The organism is Actinoplanes ianthinogenes, from assembly GCF_018324205.1.
In the GTDB taxonomy this organism is placed as follows: Bacteria; Actinomycetota; Actinomycetes; order Mycobacteriales; family Micromonosporaceae; genus Actinoplanes; species Actinoplanes ianthinogenes.
The window spans coordinates 2,394,335-2,416,117 of the sequence record NZ_AP023356.1; the positions used below are offsets into that span (position 1 = coordinate 2,394,335).

The 21,783-nt window shown below is 70.3% G+C and carries 20 protein-coding genes; 6 read left to right on the forward strand and 14 right to left on the reverse strand.

Annotated features, from left to right (window positions below; genetic code table 11):
* Positions 1-36: 36 nt before the first annotated feature.
* Both Aiant_RS10985 and Aiant_RS10990 read right to left on the reverse strand, forming a co-directional pair.
* Positions 37-1,599 (reverse strand): MFS transporter, encoded by a 1,563-nt coding sequence (locus Aiant_RS10985; protein ID WP_189333308.1) that lies wholly within the window; start codon positions 1,597-1,599, stop codon positions 37-39.
* 10 nt (positions 1,600-1,609) lie between these two features.
* Positions 1,610-2,107: a winged helix-turn-helix transcriptional regulator gene (locus tag Aiant_RS10990; RefSeq protein WP_189333307.1), complete on the reverse strand. Its 498-nt coding sequence runs from the start codon at positions 2,105-2,107 to the stop codon at positions 1,610-1,612.
* Between the two features lie 55 nt (positions 2,108-2,162).
* Between Aiant_RS10990 and Aiant_RS10995 the strand changes: the two genes are divergently transcribed.
* Both Aiant_RS10995 and Aiant_RS11000 read left to right on the forward strand, forming a co-directional pair.
* Positions 2,163-2,684 (forward strand): PaaI family thioesterase, encoded by a 522-nt coding sequence (locus Aiant_RS10995; RefSeq protein ID WP_189333306.1) that lies wholly within the window; start codon positions 2,163-2,165, stop codon positions 2,682-2,684.
* A 52-nt stretch (positions 2,685-2,736) separates the two neighbouring features.
* The gene (locus Aiant_RS11000; RefSeq protein WP_189333305.1) at positions 2,737-3,252 is read left to right on the forward strand and encodes a hypothetical protein; all 516 of its coding nucleotides are present in this window, start codon (positions 2,737-2,739) and stop codon (positions 3,250-3,252) included.
* 45 nt (positions 3,253-3,297) lie between these two features.
* Here the strand turns inward: Aiant_RS11000 and hisS are convergent, their stop codons facing one another.
* Both hisS and Aiant_RS11010 read right to left on the reverse strand, forming a co-directional pair.
* Positions 3,298-4,614 carry a histidine--tRNA ligase gene (gene hisS, locus Aiant_RS11005; protein WP_189333304.1) on the reverse strand — a complete coding sequence of 439 codons (1,317 nt, stop codon included), beginning with the start codon at positions 4,612-4,614 and terminating at the stop codon, positions 3,298-3,300.
* A gap of 8 nt (positions 4,615-4,622) precedes the next feature.
* Positions 4,623-5,321: an MBL fold metallo-hydrolase gene (locus Aiant_RS11010; RefSeq protein ID WP_189333303.1), complete on the reverse strand. Its 699-nt coding sequence runs from the start codon at positions 5,319-5,321 to the stop codon at positions 4,623-4,625.
* Positions 5,322-5,467: 146 nt separating this feature from the next.
* On the opposite strand from Aiant_RS11010, the gene Aiant_RS11015 reads away from it, so the two are divergent.
* Both Aiant_RS11015 and Aiant_RS11020 read left to right on the forward strand, forming a co-directional pair.
* Positions 5,468-6,331 carry a peptidylprolyl isomerase gene (locus Aiant_RS11015; RefSeq protein ID WP_189333302.1) on the forward strand — a complete coding sequence of 288 codons (864 nt, stop codon included), beginning with the start codon at positions 5,468-5,470 and terminating at the stop codon, positions 6,329-6,331.
* A complete protein-coding gene (locus Aiant_RS11020) occupies positions 6,328-7,197 on the forward strand; it encodes a peptidylprolyl isomerase (protein ID WP_189333301.1) in 870 nt (289 codons plus the stop codon). Before Aiant_RS11015 ends, Aiant_RS11020 begins: the two co-directional genes overlap by 4 nt.
* 59 nt (positions 7,198-7,256) lie before the next feature.
* Here Aiant_RS11020 and Aiant_RS11025 read toward each other — a convergent pair whose 3' ends face one another.
* The 8 genes from Aiant_RS11025 to ruvC all read right to left on the reverse strand — a co-directional run bounded on the left by Aiant_RS11025 (position 7,257) and on the right by ruvC (position 16,464).
* On the reverse strand, positions 7,257-9,725 hold the full coding sequence (locus Aiant_RS11025) for a RelA/SpoT family protein (RefSeq protein WP_189333300.1): 2,469 nt from the start codon (positions 9,723-9,725) through the stop codon (positions 7,257-7,259).
* 175 nt (positions 9,726-9,900) lie between these two features.
* Complete coding sequence (locus Aiant_RS11030; protein ID WP_189333299.1) at positions 9,901-10,446, reverse strand: adenine phosphoribosyltransferase; 546 nt, start codon at positions 10,444-10,446, stop codon at positions 9,901-9,903.
* 62 nt (positions 10,447-10,508) lie between these two features.
* Entirely contained in the window at positions 10,509-11,660 is a 1,152-nt protein-coding gene (gene secF / locus Aiant_RS11035) for a protein translocase subunit SecF (protein WP_189333298.1), read from the reverse strand.
* 1 nt (position 11,661) lies between these two features.
* Entirely contained in the window at positions 11,662-13,602 is a 1,941-nt protein-coding gene (gene secD, locus Aiant_RS11040; protein ID WP_189333297.1) for a protein translocase subunit SecD, read from the reverse strand.
* 165 nt (positions 13,603-13,767) lie between these two features.
* Positions 13,768-14,205 (reverse strand): preprotein translocase subunit YajC, encoded by a 438-nt coding sequence (gene yajC, locus Aiant_RS11045; protein ID WP_189333296.1) that lies wholly within the window; start codon positions 14,203-14,205, stop codon positions 13,768-13,770.
* Between the two features lie 92 nt (positions 14,206-14,297).
* Positions 14,298-15,341, reverse strand: a complete 1,044-nt coding sequence (gene ruvB / locus Aiant_RS11050) for a Holliday junction branch migration DNA helicase RuvB (protein WP_189333295.1) — start codon at positions 15,339-15,341, stop codon at positions 14,298-14,300.
* Complete coding sequence (ruvA, locus tag Aiant_RS11055; RefSeq protein WP_189333294.1) at positions 15,338-15,940, reverse strand: Holliday junction branch migration protein RuvA; 603 nt, start codon at positions 15,938-15,940, stop codon at positions 15,338-15,340. The genes ruvB and ruvA overlap by 4 nt, the downstream gene beginning before the upstream one ends.
* Entirely contained in the window at positions 15,937-16,464 is a 528-nt protein-coding gene (ruvC, locus tag Aiant_RS11060; protein WP_189333293.1) for a crossover junction endodeoxyribonuclease RuvC, read from the reverse strand. The genes ruvA and ruvC overlap by 4 nt, the downstream gene beginning before the upstream one ends.
* Positions 16,465-16,561: 97 nt before the next feature.
* On the opposite strand from ruvC, the gene Aiant_RS11065 reads away from it, so the two are divergent.
* A complete protein-coding gene (locus Aiant_RS11065; RefSeq protein ID WP_189333292.1) occupies positions 16,562-17,101 on the forward strand; it encodes a hypothetical protein in 540 nt (179 codons plus the stop codon).
* Between the two features lie 214 nt (positions 17,102-17,315).
* Here the strand turns inward: Aiant_RS11065 and Aiant_RS11070 are convergent, their stop codons facing one another.
* Both Aiant_RS11070 and pdxT read right to left on the reverse strand, forming a co-directional pair.
* Complete coding sequence (locus tag Aiant_RS11070; RefSeq protein ID WP_189333291.1) at positions 17,316-18,068, reverse strand: YebC/PmpR family DNA-binding transcriptional regulator; 753 nt, start codon at positions 18,066-18,068, stop codon at positions 17,316-17,318.
* A gap of 15 nt (positions 18,069-18,083) precedes the next feature.
* Entirely contained in the window at positions 18,084-18,689 is a 606-nt protein-coding gene (pdxT, locus tag Aiant_RS11075; protein WP_189333290.1) for a pyridoxal 5'-phosphate synthase glutaminase subunit PdxT, read from the reverse strand.
* A 125-nt stretch (positions 18,690-18,814) separates the two neighbouring features.
* Between pdxT and pdxS the strand changes: the two genes are divergently transcribed.
* Positions 18,815-19,711 (forward strand): pyridoxal 5'-phosphate synthase lyase subunit PdxS, encoded by an 897-nt coding sequence (gene pdxS, locus Aiant_RS11080; protein ID WP_189333289.1) that lies wholly within the window; start codon positions 18,815-18,817, stop codon positions 19,709-19,711.
* The last annotated feature ends 2,072 nt before the right edge of the window (positions 19,712-21,783 follow it).

Sequence of the window (21,783 nt, forward strand, 5' to 3'; positions counted from 1 at the left end):
CGTTGAGGTTAATCGGAACAAAACCGAAACATCGGGCTAATCAGAATGCTCCGCGGGCAGCAGATGACGCACCTCCGGCGGGCCGTCGGCCAGCGCGATCGCTCGCTCCTCGATCTGCTCGTCCGCCTCGGTCAGCCGGCCCCGATGCTGGCGCAGGTGCTCCTCCCAGGTCGCGACCAGATAGACCTCGACGAAGCGGGCCGGGTCGGCGCCGTCGCGGAACAGTCCCCACTGGGTCGCGCCGGTGCGCTGCCGGGAGCCGCGCAACTCGCGCATGGCGGCGACGAAGGCGGCCGGGTCGGCGCCGGTCACCCGGTAGGTGGCGGAGACCAGGATCGGGCCGTCGGCCGGGTGCGGTTGCAGCATCAGGTGCGGCTCCGGCCAGAACACCGCGGGGGTGCGGTCCTCGTCCTCGTGGGTGTGTACGGACCACCGGCGTACCGTCAGGGTCCCCGCCAGCATCAAGCCCGCCGCGAGAGCGAAGGTGTGCCGCAGGCCGAAGGCCTCGGCCGACTGACCCCAGGCGAGCGCGCCGAGCGCCTGCCCGCCGGCGAAGACCAGCTGATAGATCGCGAGCGCCCGGGCACGGACCCAGTTCGGCAGGTTCAGCTGCATCGCCGTATTCATCCGGGAGACCAGCATCATCCAGGCCAGCCCGGCGGCGACCAGGGCCGCCGTGACCGCGTACCGGTTCGGGACCAGCGCCACGACCAGCAGCGCGGCGCCGTGGACCGCGCCGGTGGCGACGATCATCTGGTCGGTGCGCAGCAGCCGGCGGGCCCGCGGCATGAGCAGCGCGCCGGCGATCGCGCCGACCCCGAGCGCGGCCAGCAGGATGCCGTAACCGCTCGCGCCCATCCCCAGCTCCTGCCGCGCGACCAGCGGCAGCAGTCCCCAGACGACGCTGCCGGGCAGCACGAAGAGCAGCACCCGGCCGAGGATCCGGCGGATCACCGGCGACCAGCGGACGAAGCGCCCACCGGCCCGCAGCGCCGAGGCGAGGTGCTCGGGCCGTGCGGTGGGCGGGTCCGGCGGGCGCCGCCAGCGCAGCAGCACCACGGCGAAGACCGCGAAGGAGACCGCGTTCAGCGCGAACACCAGCGCCGAGCCGAACTGCGCGACCAGCAGACCGGCCAGCGCCGGACCGGCCGACCGGGCCAGGTTGGTGTTGACCGCGCCGAGCGCGGACGCGGACGGCAGCGCGTCGCGCGGCACGACCTCCGGGATCACCGCCTGCCAGGACGGCAGCGTCAGCGCCTGCCCGCACCCGAGCAGGAAAGTGAAGATCAGGAGCAGCGCGGGGCCGACGTCACTCAGCGCGGTCAGCGCGGCCAGCGCCGCCGCGATCAGAAAGAGAATTGACTGTACGCCCAGCAGCAGCCGCCGCCGGTCGACAGCGTCGGCGACCGCGCCCGCGGGCAGCGCGAAGAGCAGCACCGGCAGGGTGGTGGCGGTCTGGACCAGGCTGACCCAGGTCGCCGCGTCCGGCTCCCCGACCACCAGCCACTGGGCGCCCACGGTCTGCATCCAGGTGCCGATGTTGCTGGCCAGCACGCCGATCCAGAGGGCACGGAACACCGGCCCGGTCTCACTCCACACGCCGAGGAATCTAGGTCTCCGGATTCCTCCGCCGCGCACCCGGCCCCGGACGGGACACGACGTCGCGCTGATCGGTCACCGTGTGCCCCTCCGTGCAGTGGATCGCGACGCGCAGCTCGGCGGCGCAGTCCCGGTGCACGAACTCGATCGGCGGCCCCTCCGGGTCGGCCAGGTAACGGTCGCCCCACCCGGCCAGCGCGATCAGCACCGGGTAGAGGTCGAAGCCCTTCGGGGTCAGCCGGTACTCGTGCCGGACCCGGGCGCCGGGCTCCTGATAGGGCTCACGGCGCAGCACCCCGTGCTCGACCAGGTCGGCCAGCCGGTTCGCCAGGACCTGGCGCGGGATCCGGGTGCGCACCCGCATGTCGTCGAACCGCCGGATGCCGTTGAAGACCTCCCGCAGCACGACCATCGTCCACTTCTCGCCGAGGATCGCCATCGCCCGCCCGATGGTGCAGTTGTCCACGTCCCATTCGAGGGCCGCCGGAGGTGTGACGTGACCGACCATCCGACCAGGCTAGGTCTCGTTGACAGACGCAGCAAGCCGATGCCAGCCTGCATCTATGACGCAGACTCAGGATGCTCCGGTCGCCTCCCGGACCCGCACCTTCTCCTGGACCGACCCGTCCGAGCACGTCAAGCTGCTCGCCACCCGCAGCGGCCTGGACATCCTGCGGGCGATGAGCGCCGGCGAGGTCCCGCCCCCGCCGATCTTCCAGCTCATCGGCGGCAGCGGCCTGCACGCCGAGCCCGGCAGCGTCACCATCACGCTCGACCCGCAGGAGTTCCACTACAACCCGATCGGCACCGTGCACGGCGGCATCATCTCCACGCTGCTGGACACCGCCGCCGCCTGCTCGGTCCAGTCCACCCTCCCGATCGGCGTCGGCTACACCAGCATGGATCTGAACGTGAAGTTCCTGCGCGCCGTCACCGTCACCTCCGGCACCCTCACCTGCACCGGCGCCGTCCTGCAGAGCGGCCGCCGCACCGCCCTCGCCGAGGCCCGCCTCACCGACGCCCAGGGCCGCCTGGTCGCCCACGCCACCTCCAGCTGCCTGCTCTTCGAGCTGCCCAAGGCCTGACCCGCCGCTCCGGCGCGGCGCGGGATTGCCGGGGATCACTAGGCTCGCGCTGATGAAGAGGGCGGTGCAGGTGTCGATCGGGCTCAGCGTGCTGACGCTGATCGCCTGCGGGATCCCGCTGGCCTGGCAGGAGCGCAACGTGGACCACTGTCAGGACGGCGTCGACGCGGCCCTGGACCACGTCTACACCGCGCACCGGTGGACCGAGGCGGACCTGCCCGGGATCGGGGGCTACCTCGAGGTCCACTATCACCTGACCGAGGCCGGCGCACCCTGCACCCGAGGGGTGCCGGGGCCGGGCGACTGGGGCTATCAAGGGGTGATCCGGCTGCGCCCGGAGGACGGGACGCGGCTCGCGGCGGCCTACGACTGGGCGCCGCTGGACGACGAGGACCCCGTTTCCGGTACGCCCGCCGCGATGTGGCCGGGCCTCGCCCCGTTCGTCCCGGCCGATCCGGGCTGGCTGCACAGCGACGAGTACGCGGAGCTCAAGGCGACCGGGGCGAAACGCGGCGACCTGTTCCTCAGCGCCGACCACTCGACCGCGTACTTCGTCCTGCACACCTGACCGGCGGGGGCACGCCGCGCGGGCGGCGCGCCCCTCGTCGTACCGTCAGATGCCGGTGACCACCGGGTGCAGGTCGGCGGCCGCCGGGGTCCAGGAGGAGGCGTCCGCCTCGACCTGCTCCCCGGAGCGGATGTCCTTGACCGTGTCCGGCGAGCCGGGGAACCAGACGTACGGGATGCCCCGCCGATCGGCGAACTGGATCTGCTTGCCGAATTTCGCCGCGGTCGGCGCCACCTCGGTCGGAATCCCCCGCTTGCGCAGCGCGGCCGCGATCCGGTCGCACTCGGCCCGCTGGTCCTCGCTGGGCAGCGCGACCACCACGCAGGTCGGCACCGACCGGGAGGCGCTCAGGGCGTTCTGCCCGAAGAGCAGGCCGAGCAGCCGCGAGACGCCGATCGAGATGCCCACGCCGGGGAAGCGGGTGTTGCCCACCGAGGCGAGGTTCTCGTACCGGCCGCCGGAGCAGATCGAGCCGAACCGCTCGTAGCCGAGCAGCTGGGTCTCGTACACCGTGCCGGTGTAGTAGTCGAGGCCGCGGGCGATCTTCAGCTCGGCCCGGATGAGACCCGGCGCGTGCTCGTTGGCCGCCTCGACCACCTGCGCCAGCTCGCCGAGCCCCTCGTCGAGCAGCGGGTCACTGACACCGAGCGCCTTCACCGCGTCCACGAACGACGCGTCGGAGGTGGAGATCTCGGCGAGCCGCAGGCACGCCTGCGCCTGCGCGTCGGTGGCCCCGGCCGTCTCGACCAGCAGCGCGGCCACCTTGTCCGGGCCGATCTTGTCGAGCTTGTCGACGGTCCGCAGCACCTGCGCGGTGTCCTCGAGGCCCAGCCCCCGGTAGAACCCCTCGCACACCTTCCGGTTGTTGACCAGGATGACGGCCCGCGGGATCGGCAGCGACCGGAAGACGTCGCCGATCACCAGGGGCATCTCGGTGTCGAAGTGGAACGGCAGGGTGTCCCGGTTGACCACGTCGATGTCCGCCTGGAGGAACTCGCGATAGCGACCCTCCTGCGGCCGCTCGCCCCGCCACACCTTCTGGATCTGGTAGCGGCGGAACGGGAACTGCAGCTTGCCGTGGTTCTCCGTGACGAACCGCGCGAACGGCACGGTCAGGTCGAAGTGCAGCCCCAGCTGGTCCTCGCCCTTGGCGGGCGCATCGGTCGTGTCCTGGAGCCGGCGCAGCAGGTACACCTCTTTGGAGGTCTCCCCTTTGGACAGCAGCGTCTCCAGGGGCTCGACCGCACGCGTCTCCAGCGACGCGAAACCGTAGAGCTCGAAGGTGGATCGGATCTTATCCAGCACGTACTGCTCGACGATGCGCTGGGACGGCAGCCACTCAGGGAAGCCGGAAATGGGCACTGAATCTCCTAGAGGAAGCGGCCGGGCGCCGCGATCAGCTCCCGCAGGTACGGGTTCGACGCGCGCTCACGGCCGATGGTGGTGGCCGGTCCGTGGCCGGGCAGCACGACGGTGTCGTCGGTCAGCGGCAGGATCTTGTCCCGCAGGCTGGCCATCATCGTCGGGGTGCTGCCACCCGGCAGGTCGGTGCGTCCGATCGAGCCCGCGAAGAGCACGTCCCCGGAGAGACAGACCTCTTCCGCGTCCCAGGAAGAGCTTGCTCCGGGCAGGCGGAACAGCACCGACCCGCCGGTATGGCCGGGCGCGTGGTCGACGGTGACCTCGAGGCCGGCGATGCTCAGCACCGCGCCGTCCACCAGCGGGGCGACGTCGTCCGGCTCCGAATACTGGATCCGGCCGCCGAACAGCGCGGTCAGGTCGACGCTCAGCCCCTTGGCCGGATCGGCCAGCATCTCCCGGTCGCCGGGGTGCACATATGCCGTGATGCCGCGCGCGCCGCAGACCGGCGCGACGGAGAACGTGTGGTCCAGGTGACCGTGGGTGAGCAGGACCGCGGCCGGCGACAGCCGGTGCTGCGCGAGCAACGCGTCCAGCTGGTCGAGCACACCGATCCCGGGGTCGACGATCAAGCACTGCTCGCCGGGCGCGGCGGCCACCACATAACAGTTGGTGCCGAAGGCCTGCGCCTCACAGCTGGCGACGAGCACGAGCCTGACCCCCTCACAAAAACAGGTGCGAATCGTAACGAGCCTAGCTGGGCAGCCGCACACCACTTTCTCAGGAGGTACCCGTACACTCTTGCGGGCGTGTGGCGTGCCGCACCCCTTGACATGCACAGGGAAGGACAGCGTTAGTGGCTCCCAGCAAGGACCGGCAGCGCAAGCTCGCGCGCGCGAAATTCGATCGCCAGATGGCTCGCCGGGCCGTTCGGGAGCGGCGTCGCCGCCGGATGCTGGCCGGCGCCGGCATCGCCGTGGCGGTCGTGCTGGTCGCGGTCGGTGGCGCCTGGATCGGCGGGGCGTTCGACAGCGACGAGAAGACCACCACCGAGGCCGCGGACACCTGCCTCTGGTCGCCCCTCAACAAATCCGACAACCCGGAGAAGACGGACGTCGGGACGCCGCCCACCAAGAACCTGCCGACCACCGGCACCGAGTCCATGACGATCAGCACCAACCAGGGTGCCCCGATCGCGGTGAGCCTGGACGTGGCGAGCGCCCCCTGTGCCGCCGCCAGCTTCACCCACCTGGCCGGCAAGAAGTTCTACGACAACACCGACTGCCACGAGATCCTCTCGATCGGCGCGGTGCACTGCGGCGACCCGAGCGGCACCAACAACGGCGGGCCGCTCTACAGCTTCTACGACGAGAACGCGCCGGTCACGCCGGATCCCGCGCCGAGCGCCAGCGCCGCCGCGAAACCCGCCGTGCTCTACCCCAAAGGCACCGTGACGTTGATCGGCAACCCGGCCGGCAGCAACGGCAGCCAGTTCCTCATCTTCTTCAAGGACTACGCGCCGACCACCGACGCGCCCTACTCGATCGCCGGCAAGGTGACCGGCGGTCTGGACACGCTGGCGAAAATCGGCAAAATCACCACGGTGGCCGATGACGCCGGTGACAAGGTCAAGCCTTCGCAGAAGATCACCATCACATCCCTGACCGTCGGCGCGGATGCCGCCGCCACGGCCGCACCCTCGGTGAGCGCGCAGTCATGAGTTCGGAAGAGACCAGCAGGAGGAACGACGTGTCGTCGATCAAGGACCGGCAGCGCGCGGCGGCGCGGGCGCGGCTCGAGAAGGAGATGGCCGAGCGTGCCGCGGCGGCCAAGAGCCGGCGCCGCAAGCAGGCGATCATCGGCTCGGCCCTGGCCGTGGTGGTGGTCGCCGGCGCGGCCGTGTGGATCGTCTCCGTGCTGAAGAAGGACGACAAGAAGTCGACCGCCAACGCGGCCGGCACCGTCGCGTGCAGCTGGACGCCGGAGGACAAGACGACCGGCGGCCCCGGCATCAAGGACACCGGCGGCACCCCGCCGACCACCGTGCCGAACGTGGGCAAGGCGACGCTCACCCTCGACACCGCCCTCGGCGTCATCACCGCCGCGGTGGACAAGTCGAAGTCGCCGTGCACCGCCGCCGCCTTCGAGTACCTGGCGTCCAAGAAGTTCTGGGACAACACCAAGTGCCACCGCCTCACCACCGCGGGCATCAAGGTGCTCCAGTGCGGCGACCCGACCGCGACCGGCAAGGGTTACCGCGAGACCGACGGCCAGGGCGGGCCGAACTTCAAGTACGCCGAGGAGAACCTGCCGCTCGGCCAGGACCCGACGTACCCGAAGGCCACCCTCGCGATGGCCCGCACCCAGACGCCGGGCACCACCGGCAGCCAGTTCTTCATCGTCTGGGGCGAGGACATCAAGGCGGACTCGCTGCCCGCGGAGTACACCATCCTGGGCACCGTGACCAAGGGCATGGACATCGTGGACAAGGTCGGCAAGGCCGGCAGTGACAACGCCAACGGGCAGGGTGACGGTCACCCCAAGCTCGAGGTCAACATCAAGACGCTGACGATGGCCGCGGCCTGATCAGCGCGTGACGAAAAAGCCCCGGGGCGACCCGGGGCTTTTTCGTTGTCTCTCGACGTTCAGGCGCCGGAGGTCACCCGGTAGGCGTCGAAGACGCCGTCGACCTTGCGGACCGCCGCGACCAGGTGCCCGAGGTGCTTGGGGTCGGCCATCTCGAAGGTGAACCGGCTCACCGCCACCCGGTCCCGCGTCGTGGTGACCGTCGCGGACAGGATGTTCACCCGCTCCTCGGAGAGCACCCGGGTCACGTCGGCCAGCAGCTTGTGCCGGTCCAGCGCCTCCACCTGGATGGCGACCAGGAACGTCGACGCGGACGTCGGTTTCCAGCTCACCTCGACCACGCGCTCCTCCTGCTCGCGCAGGTCCTGAGCGTTGGCGCAGTCCTCCCGGTGCACGCTGACCCCACCGGACCGGGTGACGAAGCCGAACACCGCGTCGCCGGGCACCGGGGTGCAGCAGCGGGCGAGTTTGACCCAGACGTCCGAGACGCCCTTGACCACCACGCCCGGGTCCTGCGCGGTGCTGCGGTTGCGCGGCGGGCGGGTCGCGACGGCGGTCTCGGCGATGTCCTCGACCGCGCCCTCCTCGCCACCGAACCCGGCGACGAGCTTGGCGACCACGGACTGGGCCGAGACGGTGCTCTCGCCCACCGCGGCGTACAGCGACGAGACGTCGGCCAGGTGCAGGTCACGCGCGATCGTCGTCAGGTTTTCGCTGGTCAGCATGCGCTGCAGGGGCAGGCCCTGCTTGCGCATCGCCTTGACGATCGCGTCCTTGCCCTCCTCGATCGCCTCCTCGCGGCGCTCCTTGTTGAAGAACTGCCGGATCTTCGTCCGCGCCCGCGGGCTTTTCACGAAGCCGAGCCAGTCCTGCGTCGGACCGGCCGTGCTGGACTTGGACGTGAAGATCTCGATCACGTCGCCGTTGGAGAGCGTCGACTCGAGCGGGACCAGCTTGCCGTTCACCCGGGCGCCGATGCACTTGTGCCCGACCTCGGTGTGCACCGCGTAGGCGAAGTCGACCGGCGTGGAACCGGTCGGCAGCGGGATCACGTCGCCCTTGGGCGTGAAGACGTAGACCTCTTGGCTGGAGAGGTCGAAGCGGAGCGCGTCCAGGAACTCGGACGGGTCGCTCGCCTCCCGCTGCCAGTCGAGCAGCTGCCGCAGCCAGGTCATCTCGTCGATGTGCGCCGGCGGGCCGACGATCGTCGCGCCCTTCTGCTCCTTGTACTTCCAGTGCGCGGCGATGCCGAACTCGGCGGTGCGGTGCATCGCGAACGTCCGGATCTGCATCTCGACCGGCTTGCCGGTCGGGCCGATGACCGTCGTGTGCAGCGACTGGTACATGTTGAATTTCGGCATCGCGATGTAGTCCTTGAACCGGCCCGGCACCGGCTGCCAGTTCGCGTGGATCACTCCGAGCGCGGCGTAGCAGTCGCGGACCGTGTCGACCAGGATGCGGACGCCGACGAGGTCGTAGATGTCGTTGAAGTCCCGGCCCCGGACGATCATCTTCTGATAGATCGAGTACAGGTGCTTGGGACGGCCGGTGGTCTCGGCCTTGATCTTCGCCGACTTGAGGTCGAGGCTCACCCTGTTCGTCACCTGGCGCAGCAGCGCCTCACGCTGCGGCTGGTGCTCCCCGATCAGCCGGTTGATCTCCTCGAACCGCTTGGGGAACAGGGTGCCGAAGGCCAGGTCCTCGAGCTCCCACTTGATCGTGTTCATACCCAGCCGGTGGGCCAGCGGAGCCAGGATCTCCAGCGTCTCCTTCGCCTTCTGCTCCTGCTTGGCGCGGGGCAGGAAGGTGAGGGTCCGCATGTTGTGCAGCCGGTCGGCCAGCTTGATCACCAGGACCCGCGGGTCCTTGGCCATCGCGACGACCATCTTGCGGATCGTCTCGGCCTTGGCCGCGTCACCGAGTTTCACCCGGTCGAGCTTGGTGACGCCGTCGACCAGCAGCGCCACCTCGGCGCCGAAGTCGTTGCGCATCTGCTCGAGGCCGTAGTCGGTGTCCTCGATCGTGTCGTGCAGCAGGGCGGCCACCAGCGTCGTGGTGTCCATGCCCAGATTGGCCAGGATGGTGGCGACGGCGAGCGGGTGCGTGATGTACGGATCGCCGGATTTCCGATACTGCCCCGAGTGCCAGCGGGCGGCGACGTCGAACGCCTTCTGCAGCTGGCGGACGTCACCCTTGGGGTGGCTCGCCCGGTGCGTGGCGATCAGCGGCTCGAGCACCTCGCTGACCTGCGTGCTCTGCCACGGCGCGTTGAACCGGGCCAGGCGGGCACGCACCCGCCGCCCGGTGGGCGCGCTGGCGAAACCGCCGAACCCGGACTCCTCGGTCGGCGTGAAGGGCTGGGTGCTCTCCGGGTCGGATCCGTTGGCCCCGTTGGTCGTGCCGCCGTCGGCCGGAACCTTGTCGTCAGCGCTGGCCGCCTCGACGGGCGTGGCATCGCCCGAGCCGGTCCGCGAGTTCTGGGTCGGTTGCACCGTGCCCTCCGCCGGAGGGACGACGTCGCTGGACACCGGCCTCCTCATCACCTGCGCCATGGTCTCCACCGGTGCGGGACGCCCGATGAAGTCGAGTTTCTCCAGGGGTGGCCCTCTGGAACGACCATCCTACCCGCACCGACATCGCGAATGGCCCGGCCGAACCAGCGGAATCGGCCGGACCGGGTGGAGGAACAATGGTTAAACCGGATCAAACGGTCAACAGGGCGTGTACCGTGCGCGGGCTCAGCTTCGCCCGGCCGTCCAGGAAGCCGAGCTCCAGCAGCACGCTGAAGCCGGAGACGGTGCCGCCGGCCCGCTCCACCAGGTCCATCGCGGCCGCCGCGGTCCCCCCGGTGGCGAGCACGTCGTCGACCACCAGGACGCGCTGTCCGGCGATGAACGCGTCCTCGTGCACCTCGAGGGTGGCCTCGCCGTATTCGAGCGCGTACGAGGCGGACAGGGCCTTGCGCGGCAGCTTCCCGGCCTTGCGGATGGGCACCACCCCGGCGCCGGTCGCGTAGCCCAGCGCCGCCGCCAGCAGGAAGCCGCGCGCCTCCACACCGGCCACCACGTCGAACGAGCCGGCCCCGTGGTGCGCCACGATCCCGTCGACCACCTGGCGGAACACCGGGCCGTCGGCGAACAGCGGCATCAGGTCCTTGAAGACGACGCCCGGCTTGGGGAAGTCCGGCACGTCGATGCTCGCGCCCGCGACCAGGGCGGCCAGCTCGTCCGGGGTTCTCTCGGTAGTCACGGCGGACAGCCTAAAGGCCCGCCACCGCGCTGCGATGACGGGCCTTCGAGGGCTGCCGGGCTTTACCGCTTGTTGCCGGGGCGGTTGCCGGTGCGGCGGGTCGCCGGGCGGGCGCCCGGACGCGGCGTCGAGCTGCCCGCCATGGCCGGCTGCACGTCCGCGTCGGTGGCGTTCGCCGGACGGGTCCGCGTGCCGCGGGCCACGTCGTCGGACTTGTTCGCCCGGCGGGCGAGCACCCGGGCGTTGTGCGCCTTGATCTTCGGCTCCTGGTCCTTGAGCGCGCTCAGCACCGGCGCGGCGAACAGGATCGAGGAGATGACCCCGAAGCCCATGCCGACGAAGAGCACCAGGCCCAGGTCCTTCAGGGTGCCGGCGCCGAGCAGGCCGGCACCGATGAAGAGCAGGCCGCCGACCGGCAGCAGGGCCACCAGACCGGTGTTCAGCGAGCGCATCAGGGTCTGGTTGACGGCCAGGTTGGTCGCCTCGGCGTAGGTGCGGCTGCTGCCCGCGGTGATGCCGCGGGTGTTCTCCTGCACCTTGTCGAAGACCACCACCACGTCGTACAGCGAGTAGCCCAGGATGGTCAGGAAGCCGATCACGGTGGAGGGCGTGACCTCGAAGCCGACGAGCGAGTAGACGCCGGCGGTCAGCACCAGGTCGAGCAGCAGCGAGGCCAGCGCGGCCACCGCCATCCGCCACTCGAACCGGACCACCAGATACCCGACCACCAGGACCAGGAAGATGATCAGACCGAGCAGGGCCTTCTGGCTGACCTGGCCACCCCAGGCCGGCGAGACCTGGCTGTCGCTGATGTCCTCGGCCTTGACCCCGAGGTCGTTGACGATCGCGGTCTTGGCCACCTCGGACTCGCTCGCGGTGAGCGCCGAGGCGCGCACCGTGTAGCTGGCGTCCGGGCCGTCGCCGACCTTCTGCGCGGCGGTGGTGGTCGCCTCCGGGTTGGCCGCGGTGACCGCCTTGTCGACCGCGGTCTGGATCTCGTCCTTGGTCAGCGTCTTGCCGCTGGCCGAGGCCGGCACGCTGAACGAGGTGCCACCGGCGAACTCGATACCGAGCTCGAAGCCGCGGATCACGAAGCTGCCGATCGAGATCAGCACCAGCGCGGCCGCGACGGTGAACCACATCTTCCGGCGGCCCACGATGTTGATGTTCGCTTCACCCGCGTAGAGGCGGGACGCGAGACCGGGACGGGCCATGTCAGGCCTCCTTCACACGCGAGGAGACGGACTCCTCGGTCGAGTTGCGGCGCAGGACCCGGCCGAGCCCGCTGACCCGCGGCGAGAGGAACGCCTTGGTGTTGGCGAACATGGTCATGATCGGGTGCCGGAACAGGAACACCACGAGCAAGTCAAGCACGGTGGAGAGGCCCATGGCGAAGGCGAAGCCCTGCACCGCGCCGATCGACACGACGTAGAGCACCACCGCACACATGATCGTGATGGTGTTCGCCGAGATGATCGTACGACGGGCCCGGTGCCATGCCCGCGGGACCGCGCTGCGCGGCGTCCGGCCCTCGTGGATCTCGTCCTTGAGCCGCTCGAAGTAGATGACGAACGAGTCCGCCGCCACACCTAGTGACACGATGAAACCGGCGATACCGGCCAGGGTCAGCGTGTAACCCATGCTGCGGCCCAGGAAGACCAGCGCGCCGAAGGTGAGCAGACCGGAGAGCAGCAGGCTCAGGAAGATGACCGAGCCGAGCAGGCGGTAGTAGAAGAACGCGTACACCGCCACCAGGGCCATGCCGATCCCGGCGGCGATCAGACCGGCCTCGAGCTGCTGGAGACCCAGGGTCGCCGAGACGGTCTGCATCGGGCCGGCCGAGAAGGTCACCGGGATCGCGCCGAACTTCAGCTGGTCGGCCAGCTTCTTGGCGCTGACCACGTCGAAATCGCCGGTGATCTGGGAGGAGCCGGTCAGCACGCCCTGGATCTGCGGCGCGGAGAGGATCTCCTTGTCCAGCACGACCGCGACCGCGCAGTGCTCGGCGCCGTTCGGGTACAGCGCCTGCACCGCGGCGAAGCAGGGGTCACCGGAGGTCGCGTTGTACGCCACCCGGGTCAGGTCGGCCCACTTCTTCTGACCCTCGCTCTTGAAGTCCAGCGAGACCACCCAGCGGCCGGTCTGCTGGTCGAGCTGCGGGCTGGCGCTGGAGATGTCGTCACCGACCACCTTCGCCTGGTCCAGCGTGACCTTGGCGACGTTCTGGAAGCAGGCCACCACCTTGGTGTCCGGATTGTCGATCGAGCCGTTCGGCCGCTTGTTGAGCTGGTCGCAGCTGATCGTCGGGACGTTGAACTGCATCTCCGGGCTGAGCGCGGCCACCTCGGCCGGGGTCAGCGCGGCGAACGGCTTGTAGGGCAGGCCCGCCTTCGGGTCGGTGCTCAGGTCGACCGGCGCCTTCAGCGCCTCGGCCTGTGCCCAGAGCTTGGCGCCGACCTTCTTCTCGATCGCCGCGCGCTGCGCCTTGACGTCCGCGGTGACCGGGGCGTCCGGGGCGGCCTTGGTCGGCGTGGCGGCCGGAGCCGCGGCCGACGCCGACGGGGCAGCCGAGGCCTTGGCCGACGGGGTGCCGCTCGGCACCGCCTCGCCGCCACCCTGGCCACCGGTGTTCGCCGACGAGCTGGCCTTCACCTTCGGCACGCTGCTGCCGCTGGCGGCCGGCTTGGCTCCGGCCGAGCTGGACGGCTTCGCCGACGGGGCGCCGCTGACCGACGGGCTCGCCGACGGCGGCGCCGGGTTCAGCGCGCTCGCGGAGACGTCACCGGTGGTGGCGGTGAGCAGCCGGAACCGCATGTTCGCGGCCTGCGCGAGGTCCTTGAGCTCGTCCTTCGCCTCACCGGCCAGGGAGACCACGATGGTGTTGTTGCCCTGGATGACCACGTCGGCCTCGGAGACACCGAGAGCGTTCACCCGCTTCTCGATGATGGCCTGGGCTTCCTCCATCGACTCCTTGGTCGGCACCCCGCCGGCCTGGGTCGCGATGTACGTCGCCTGCGTGCCGCCACGCAGGTCGAGGCCCAGCTTCGGCTGCAGGCGCTCGGTGAAACTGCCCTTGGCGTCAGCAGCGAAGAAGACCAGCAGATACAGGACGACGAAGATCAGGCCGAGCACGCCGAGTTGGCGTCCGGGATGCATCTGTCCCTGTGGTGGTCGTGCCACGGCGTTCGGTCTCCCTGTGTTCCGGCCGCGCGGCCGCGCGGCTCTGTCGATCGGTGGCCGGCCGTCGACGGTCGGACGGCGGCCGGATGGGACCGGACCCGATGGCGCAGGCGCCTCGGGCCGGTCCGGGGGGTGGTGTTGTCAGTCCTGCTTGCGGACGTCGACGACCGGGCTCTGCGGCTCCTCGGCGACCGGCTCGGCGGCGACCGGCTCGTCCTCGACCGGTGCGGCCGGCTCGTCGGCGCGGGTGACCACGCGGGCGATGGCCGGGCGGGCGAACCGGACCACGACGTCCGGCGCGATCTCCAGGCTGACCACGTCATCCTCGGCGGACACCACGGTGCCGTGCAGGCCGCCGATGGTCACGATCTGGTCGCCGGCGCCGAGCTTGTTCTGCATCTCCGCCGCCTCGCGGCGCCGCTTCTGCTGCGGCCGGATCATCAGGAAATACATGACACCGATGATCAGGATGAAGGGCAGGAACAGCCCCAGTGGGTTGGAGCTGGCGGACTCGGCCAGGTGCACGGGAAACAGCCTTCCGTAAGCCCCCGGGATCTCGGTCGAGACTCGCCGGGGCATCAAAACATCCGGGTTGAAGCGGGGGCGAGTCTAATCGGTCAACCTTGAGACTACGAATGCGGCACACGTCACGTTCACATCACGAGGTATATTCACGCATCTCGCGCGAACAGGTCCCCCTGAAACACCCCGGACCTGCCGTCCTGTGGCGGAGTCTTCCCCAGGTGCGCCCAACCGGCCTCGGTGGCGACCCGGCCGCGCGGGGTACGCGCGAGGAGCCCGGCCCGCACCAGGAACGGCTCGCACACCTCCTCCACCGTGTCCGCCTGCTCACCGACCGCCACGGCCAGCGTGGAGAGACCGACCGGCCCGCCCTTGAACGACTCGATCAGGGCGCGCAGCACCGCCCGGTCCAGCCGGTCCAGGCCGAGCGCGTCGACGTCGTACACCTGCAGGGCGGCCTTGGCGACCGCCTCGGTGACCGTCCCGTCGGCCCGCACCTCGGCGAAGTCCCGGACCCTGCGGAGCAGGCGGTTCGCGATGCGCGGCGTGCCGCGCGAGCGGCCGGCGATCTCGGCGGCGCCCTCCGGGGTGATCGGCACGCCGAGGATCCGCGCCGAGCGGTGCAGCAACGCGTCCAGGTCGGCGGGTGAATAGAAGTCCAGGTGCGCGACGAACCCGAACCGGTCGCGCATCGGGCCGGTCAGCAGGCCGGCCCGGGTGGTCGCGCCGACGAGTGTGAATGGCTCCACATCAAGTGGGATGGCCGTCGCACCCGGGCCCTTGCCGACCACCACGTCGACCCGGAAGTCCTCCATCGCGCTGTAGAGAAGCTCCTCGGCCGGCTTGGCGATCCGGTGGATCTCGTCGATGAAGAGCACGTCGCCGGGGCCGAGCCCGGTGAGGATGGCGGCCAGGTCGCCGGAGCGCTCGATCACCGGGCCGCTGGTGGTGCGGATCCCGGTGCCCAGCTCGGCCGCCACGATGTTGGCCAGCGTCGTCTTGCCCAGGCCGGGCGGCCCGGACAGCAGGATGTGGTCCGGCGGGGCGCCCCGGCCCATCGACGCCTTGAGCAGCAGCTCCAGCTGGTCGCGGACCCGGTGCTGGGCGATGAAGTCGGACAGCCGGCGCGGCCGGACGCTGGCCTCGGCGTCCAGCTCCTCGTCCCCGGCGAAGGGGGACAGATCGTCACTCATCGCGTCTTGCCCAGCAACCGGATCGCCTGGCGCAGCAGCACCGGAACCGGCGGCACCTCACCGTCGATCGTCTCGCCGATGGCGGCGACCGCCTGATCGGCCTGCGTCGCGGTCCAGCCGAGCGCGAGCACACCCTGGCGGACCTGCTCCTGCCAGGCGCCGGCCAGCACGCTCGTGCCGCCGCCGTCACCGAGACCGATCGGGCCGATCTTGTCCTTCAGCTCGACGATCATCTTCTCGGCGCCGCGCTTGCCGATGCCCGGGACCTGGGTCAGGGCCGCGATGTCCCCGCCACCGATGGCACGGCGTACGGCATCGGGTTGATGGACCGCGAGCACCGCCTGCGCGATCCGCGGGCCGACCCCGTTGGCCGTCAGGAGCAGCTCGAAGAGCTGCCGCTCGTCGTCGTCGGCGAAGCCGTAGAGGGTGAGCGAGTCCTCCCGGACGATCAGCGTGGTGGCCAGCCGGGCCTCGGCGCCGGAGCGCAGCGAGGCGAGCGTGTTCGGTGTGCAGAACACGCGCATACCGACTCCGCCGACCTCGACCACGGCACTGTCCGGGAGGATCGCGGTGACCACACCGCGCACGCTGGCGATCATCGGCTGCTCCTGCGGGCGGCGGCGATCGCCGCGGCTTGGATTTTCGCGCGGGTGCCCCCGCGCCAGATGTGACAGATGGCAATGGCGATCGCGTCCGCCGCGTCAGCCGGTTTCGGCGGGGCGTCGAGCTGGAGCAGACGGGTCACCATGCTGGTGACCTGCTTCTTGTCGGCGGTGCCGGAGCCGGTGACGGCGGCCTTGACCTCGCTCGGAGTGTAGGTCTGCACCGGCAGCCCGGCCCGGGAGCCGGCCAGGATGGCGACCGCGCTGGCCTGCGCGGTGCCCATCACGGTCCGCGCGTTGTGCTGGGAGAAGACCCGCTCGACCGCGACGCTGTCCGGTCGGTGCAGGGCGACCAGCTCGGTCAGGCTGCGGTCCAGGTGCAGCAGGCGCAGGGCGATGTCCTCGTCCGGCTCGCTGCGGACCACGTGGTAGGCGATCAGCTTGCCGGGACGGCCGGGGACCCCCTCGACCACGCCGACGCCGCACCGGGTGAGACCCGGGTCGATGCCGAGCACGCGCACCACGGCCTCCCCTCACGTACGTGTGTTCGACACCCTAATCCACGGCCCTCTTGCGCCCACCGCCGACACGCCTCGACGATGGGGGTGGGAGGCCAGGATGTACCTCATACCGCCGATGCAGGACGATCCGCCACCGGAGTTCGTCGATGTGGTCGCGGCCCACGAGGATGAGCTGCGGCACGAGGCCGTGCGCCTGGTCGGCGGCAACCCGGTCGGCCACGAGATCTATCAGGACGCGCTGACCGACCTGGCCGGCCACTGGCGCCGCCTGCACCTGTGGGGACGCCTCACCCACACCGACACACCCGGTCTCTACCTGCGCAAACGACTCGCCAAACGGACGTCGGCGTGGCGCGAGGACCAGGTCTACGAGGTGGACGTCCGCGTGCTCCGCACGCACCAACCGGCGCTGGTCACGGTCCGCGGCCACGCCACCAGCATCGCTTTCCACAAGGCCGCGGTGCTTGACGGTACGGCCCGAGCAGGCTTGCTCACCTTGGCGGACGCCTCGGTCGCCTGGTGTCACGCCTGGCGCCAGTCCGAGCACCGCCGCATCGCCCGGCTGGTGATCGGCGGCCTCCTGCTGGTCGGCGGCATGGTCCAGGGCATGTCCTGGCTCGCCGCCACCGGGTCCTAGGCTCGCCTCGCCTTGTACTCGGCTTCCAACTCACTGAGACGCAGCGTCCGCACGCGCTCATAACCTGGTTTGTCGGCATCGACGACCAGCCGGCAGTGTTGGGTGGCAGCGCGATGGCGACGCCGACATCCGGAAGGCGACAGTCGCGCGGCCGACGCCCACGCACTCCAGGATCCTGGAACGCGTCGGCACCGGCCGCATGCGCGACTACCCGTCACGCGTCAATGAGTGCCATTACCTCGTCGGAGATGTCGAAGTTGGCGTAGATGTTCTGCACGTCGTCGCAGTCCTCGAGGACGTCGATGAGCTTGAACACCTTGCGGGCCGGCTCCTCGTCCAGCGGCACCGTCATGGTCGGGACCAACGGCGACTCGGCCGAGTCGTACTCGATCCCGGCGTCGCGCAGCGCGTTGCGGACCCCGATCAGGTCGGTCGGCTCGCTGATCACCTCGAACGAGTCGCCCAGGTCGTTGACCTCCTCGGCGCCCGCGTCCAGGACGGCGAGCATCACGTCGTCCTCGCTCAGGCCGGCCTTCGGGATGATCACCTGGCCCTTGCGGTTGAACAGGTACGACACCGAGCCGGCGTCGGCGAACGTGCCGCCGTTGCGGGTCAGCGCGGTGCGCACCTCGGTGGCGGCCCGGTTCCGGTTGTCGGTGAGGCACTCGATCAGGAGCGCGACGCCGTTCGGCCCGTACCCCTCGTACATGATCGTCTGCCAGTCGGCGCCGCCGGCCTCCAGGCCGGAGCCGCGCTTGACCGCGCGGTCGATGTTGTCGTTCGGAACCGACGACTTCTTCGCCTTCTGGATGGCGTCGTAGAGCGTGGGGTTACCGGCCGGATCGCCACCGCCGGTCCGCGCCGCGACCTCGATGTTCTTGATCAGCTTGGCGAACATCTTGCCGCGCTTGGCGTCGATGACCGCCTTCTTGTGCTTGGTCGTCGCCCACTTGGAGTGGCCGGACATGCGTAACCTCCGTGTCTACCGTGCGGGTGCGGCCTGGCGGACCATCTCGACGAAGTACCGGTGGACGCGAAGGTCGCCGGTCAGCTCCGGGTGGAAAGCCGTGGCGAGCAGGTTCCCCTGCCGAACGGCGACAATCCTACCGGCGGCGTCCCCGGAGGCCACGCGACCCAGCACCCGCACGTCGGGGCCGACCTGCTCGACCCACGGCGCGCGGATGAAAACGGCGTGGAACTCGCCGCCCTCGATGCCCTCGATCTCCACGGCCGCCTCGAACGAGTCGATCTGCCTGCCGAACGCGTTGCGCCGGACGGTCATCTCGATCCCCTGGAAGGACTCCTGGTCGGGACGGCCGTCCAGCACCGTGGTGGCCAGCATGATCATGCCGGCGCAGGAACCGTACACCGGCATGCCGTCCGCGATCCGCTTCCGGATCGGGTCGAGCAGGCCGAAAGTGATCGCCAGGTTGCTCATCGTCGTGGACTCACCGCCGGGAATCACCAGCGCGTCGACGTCCGACAACTCCTCGGGACGGCGGACCGGGCGGGCCAGCACGTCCGACTCGGCCAGAGCGGACAGATGTTCGCGCACGTCGCCCTGCAGGGCCAGCACTCCGATGTTCACGCCGTCAACTCTAGGACGTCCCCGACGGCGCGCTAATGCAGGCCACCGGGGGGTCGATTGGCTATCGAGGCGTTCACGCGCCGCTCCATAGGATCGCCTTACCGAAATCGCGCACGAGGAGTCGTATGTCTGAGAACCAGCCCGCCGTCGGAACCGCCCGCGTCAAGCGCGGCATGGCGGAGATGCTCAAGGGCGGCGTGATCATGGACGTCGTCACCCCCGAGCAGGCGAAGATCGCGGAGGACGCCGGCGCCGTCGCCGTCATGGCGCTGGAGCGCGTTCCCGCGGACATCCGGGCCCAGGGCGGCGTGTCGCGGATGTCCGACCCCGACATGATCGACGGCATCATCAACGCCGTCTCCATCCCGGTCATGGCCAAGGCCCGGATCGGTCACTTCGTCGAGGCGCAGGTGCTCCAGGCGCTGGGCGTCGACTACATCGACGAGTCCGAGGTGCTGACCCCGGCCGACTTCGCCAACCACATCGACAAGTGGCAGTTCACCGCGCCGTTCGTGTGCGGCGCGACCAACCTGGGCGAGGCGCTGCGCCGGATCACCGAGGGCGCCGCGATGATCCGCTCGAAGGGCGAGGCCGGCACCGGCGACGTCTCGAACGCGACCACCCACATGCGCAAGATCCGCGCCGAGATCCGCCGCCTCCAGACCCTGCCGGAGGACGAGCTCTACGTCGCCGCCAAGGAGCTCCAGGCGCCGTACGAGCTGGTCAAGGAGGTCGCCGAGGCCGGCAAGCTGCCGGTCGTGCTGTTCACCGCGGGCGGCATCGCCACCCCGGCCGACGCGGCGATGATGATGCAGCTCGGCGCCGAGGGCGTCTTCGTCGGCTCCGGCATCTTCAAGTCCGGCAACCCGGCCCAGCGCGCCGCCGCGATCGTCAAGGCCACCACCTTCCACGACGACCCGGACGTGATCGCCAAGGTGTCGCGCGGCCTGGGCGAGGCCATGGTCGGCATCAACGTCGACGAGATCCCGCAGCCGCACCGCCTCGCCGAGCGCGGCTGGTAATCGCACTCAGGGAAAGGGCCGTCCTCATGGGCGGCCCTTTCCACATACCCGCCGACGACAACCATCCCCGCTGCCGCGACGCCGCCGTCCCTCTTGCGGATCCTTTTCCGGTACGACCGGCAGCCCCGTGGCAATCGGCACGCGACGCTGCGGCCCACCCCAGACCGCACCGCGCGTCGTGCGGGCCGCTGACGAAAAACGCTCGCCCCGACAGCCACCCCCTTTCCGAGCCCCACCCGCCCTTTCCGAGCCCCCACCCGCCCTGGGGGGCTGCCCTGTGCCAGCATGACGTGATTCCGCGATCTTGGTTCGGCACCCTGTGGACAGCGCTCCAGTGTGCATATCGGCTGGAGCGAGCCGGCACGCCCCCGGCGCCGGTCGCGGCACACAGTCCGAGTTCCCCGGCTGGTCTCTATGGCCCTATCCCGTGTCCGGATAGGGCCATGGGAACCAGCCCGAACCATCGAGCTGGCACCTACGGCCCTAACCCCTGCCCGGATAGGGCCATGGGAACCAGCCCGAACCATCGAGCTGGCACCTACGGCCCTAACCCCTGCCCGGATAGGGCCATGGAAACCAGCCCGAACCATCGAGCTGGCACCTACGGCCCTAACCCCTGCCCGGATAGGGCCATGGAAACCAGCCCGAACCATCGAGCTGGCACCTACGGCCCTAACCCCTGCCCGGATAGGGCCATGGAAACCAGCCCGAAACCATCGAGCTGGCACCTACGGCCCTAACCCCTGCCCGGATAGGGCCATGGAAACCAGCCCGAACCATCGAGCTGGCACCTACGGCCCTAACCCCTGCCCGGATAGGGCCATGGAAACCAACCCGAACCATCGAGCTGGCACCTACGGCCCTAACCCCTGCCCGGATAGGGCCATGGGAACCAGCCGGAACCATCGAGCTGGCACCTACGGCCCTAATCCGGATCCGGATAGGGCCACCAGGACCAGCCACCGAACGCACCAAGCAGAACAGACAGCGGCCGGGGCTGGGCCGCGCAGCGTTCCGGAAAGTTGTGCCACGGTCAGAAACGGTGGGCTGCGGACCAGAACCGGGCCAGACCGCGGCATCAGCCCACCGGAACCCGGCGGCCGGGGCCGTGAGCAGCAGCTCCGTTGCCTGGCACGCAAACCGCGACCAGGCACGGACCGCAACCCGCGGCCGGGACCGTGACCAGCAACCCCCTGGCTCGGCACGCAAACCGCGACCAGGCACGAACCGCAACCGGCGGCCGGGGCCGTGAGCAGCAGCTCCGTTGCCTGGCACGCAAACCGCGACCAGGCACGAACCGCAACCCGCGGCCGGGACCGTGACCAGCAACCCCCTGGCCCGGCACGCAAACCGCGACCAGGCACGAACCGCAACCCGCGGCCGGGACCGTGACCAGCAACCCCCTGGCCCGGCACGCAAACCGCGACCAGGCACGAACCGCAACCCGCCGCCGGGACCGTGACCAGCAACCCCCTGGCCCGGCACGCAAACCGCGACCAGGCACGAACCGCAACCCGCCGCCGGGACCGTGACCAGCAACCCCCTGGCCCGGCACGCAAACCGCGACCAGGCACGAACCGCAACCCGCCGCCGGGACCGTGACCAGCAACCCCCTGGCCCGGCACGCAAACCGCGACCAGGCACGAACCGCAACCCGCCGCCGGGACCGTGACCAGCAACCCCCTGGCCCGGCACGCAAACCGCGACCAGGCACGAACCGCAACCCGCCGCCGGGACCGTGACCAGCAACCCCCTGGCCCGGCACGCAAACCGCGACCAGGCACGAACCGCAACCCGCCGCCGGGACCGTGACCAGCAACCCCCTGGCCCGGCACGCAAACCGCGACCAGGCACGAACCGCAACCCGCGGCCGGGACCGTGACCAGCAACCCCCTGGCCCGGCACGCAAACCGCGACCAGGCACGAACCGCAACCCGCCGCCGGGACCGTGACCAGCAACCCCCTGGCCCGGCACGCAAACCGCGACCAGGCACGAACCGCAACCCGCCGCCGGGACCGTGACCAGCAACCCCCTGGCCCGGCACGCAAACCGCGACCAGGCACGAACCGCA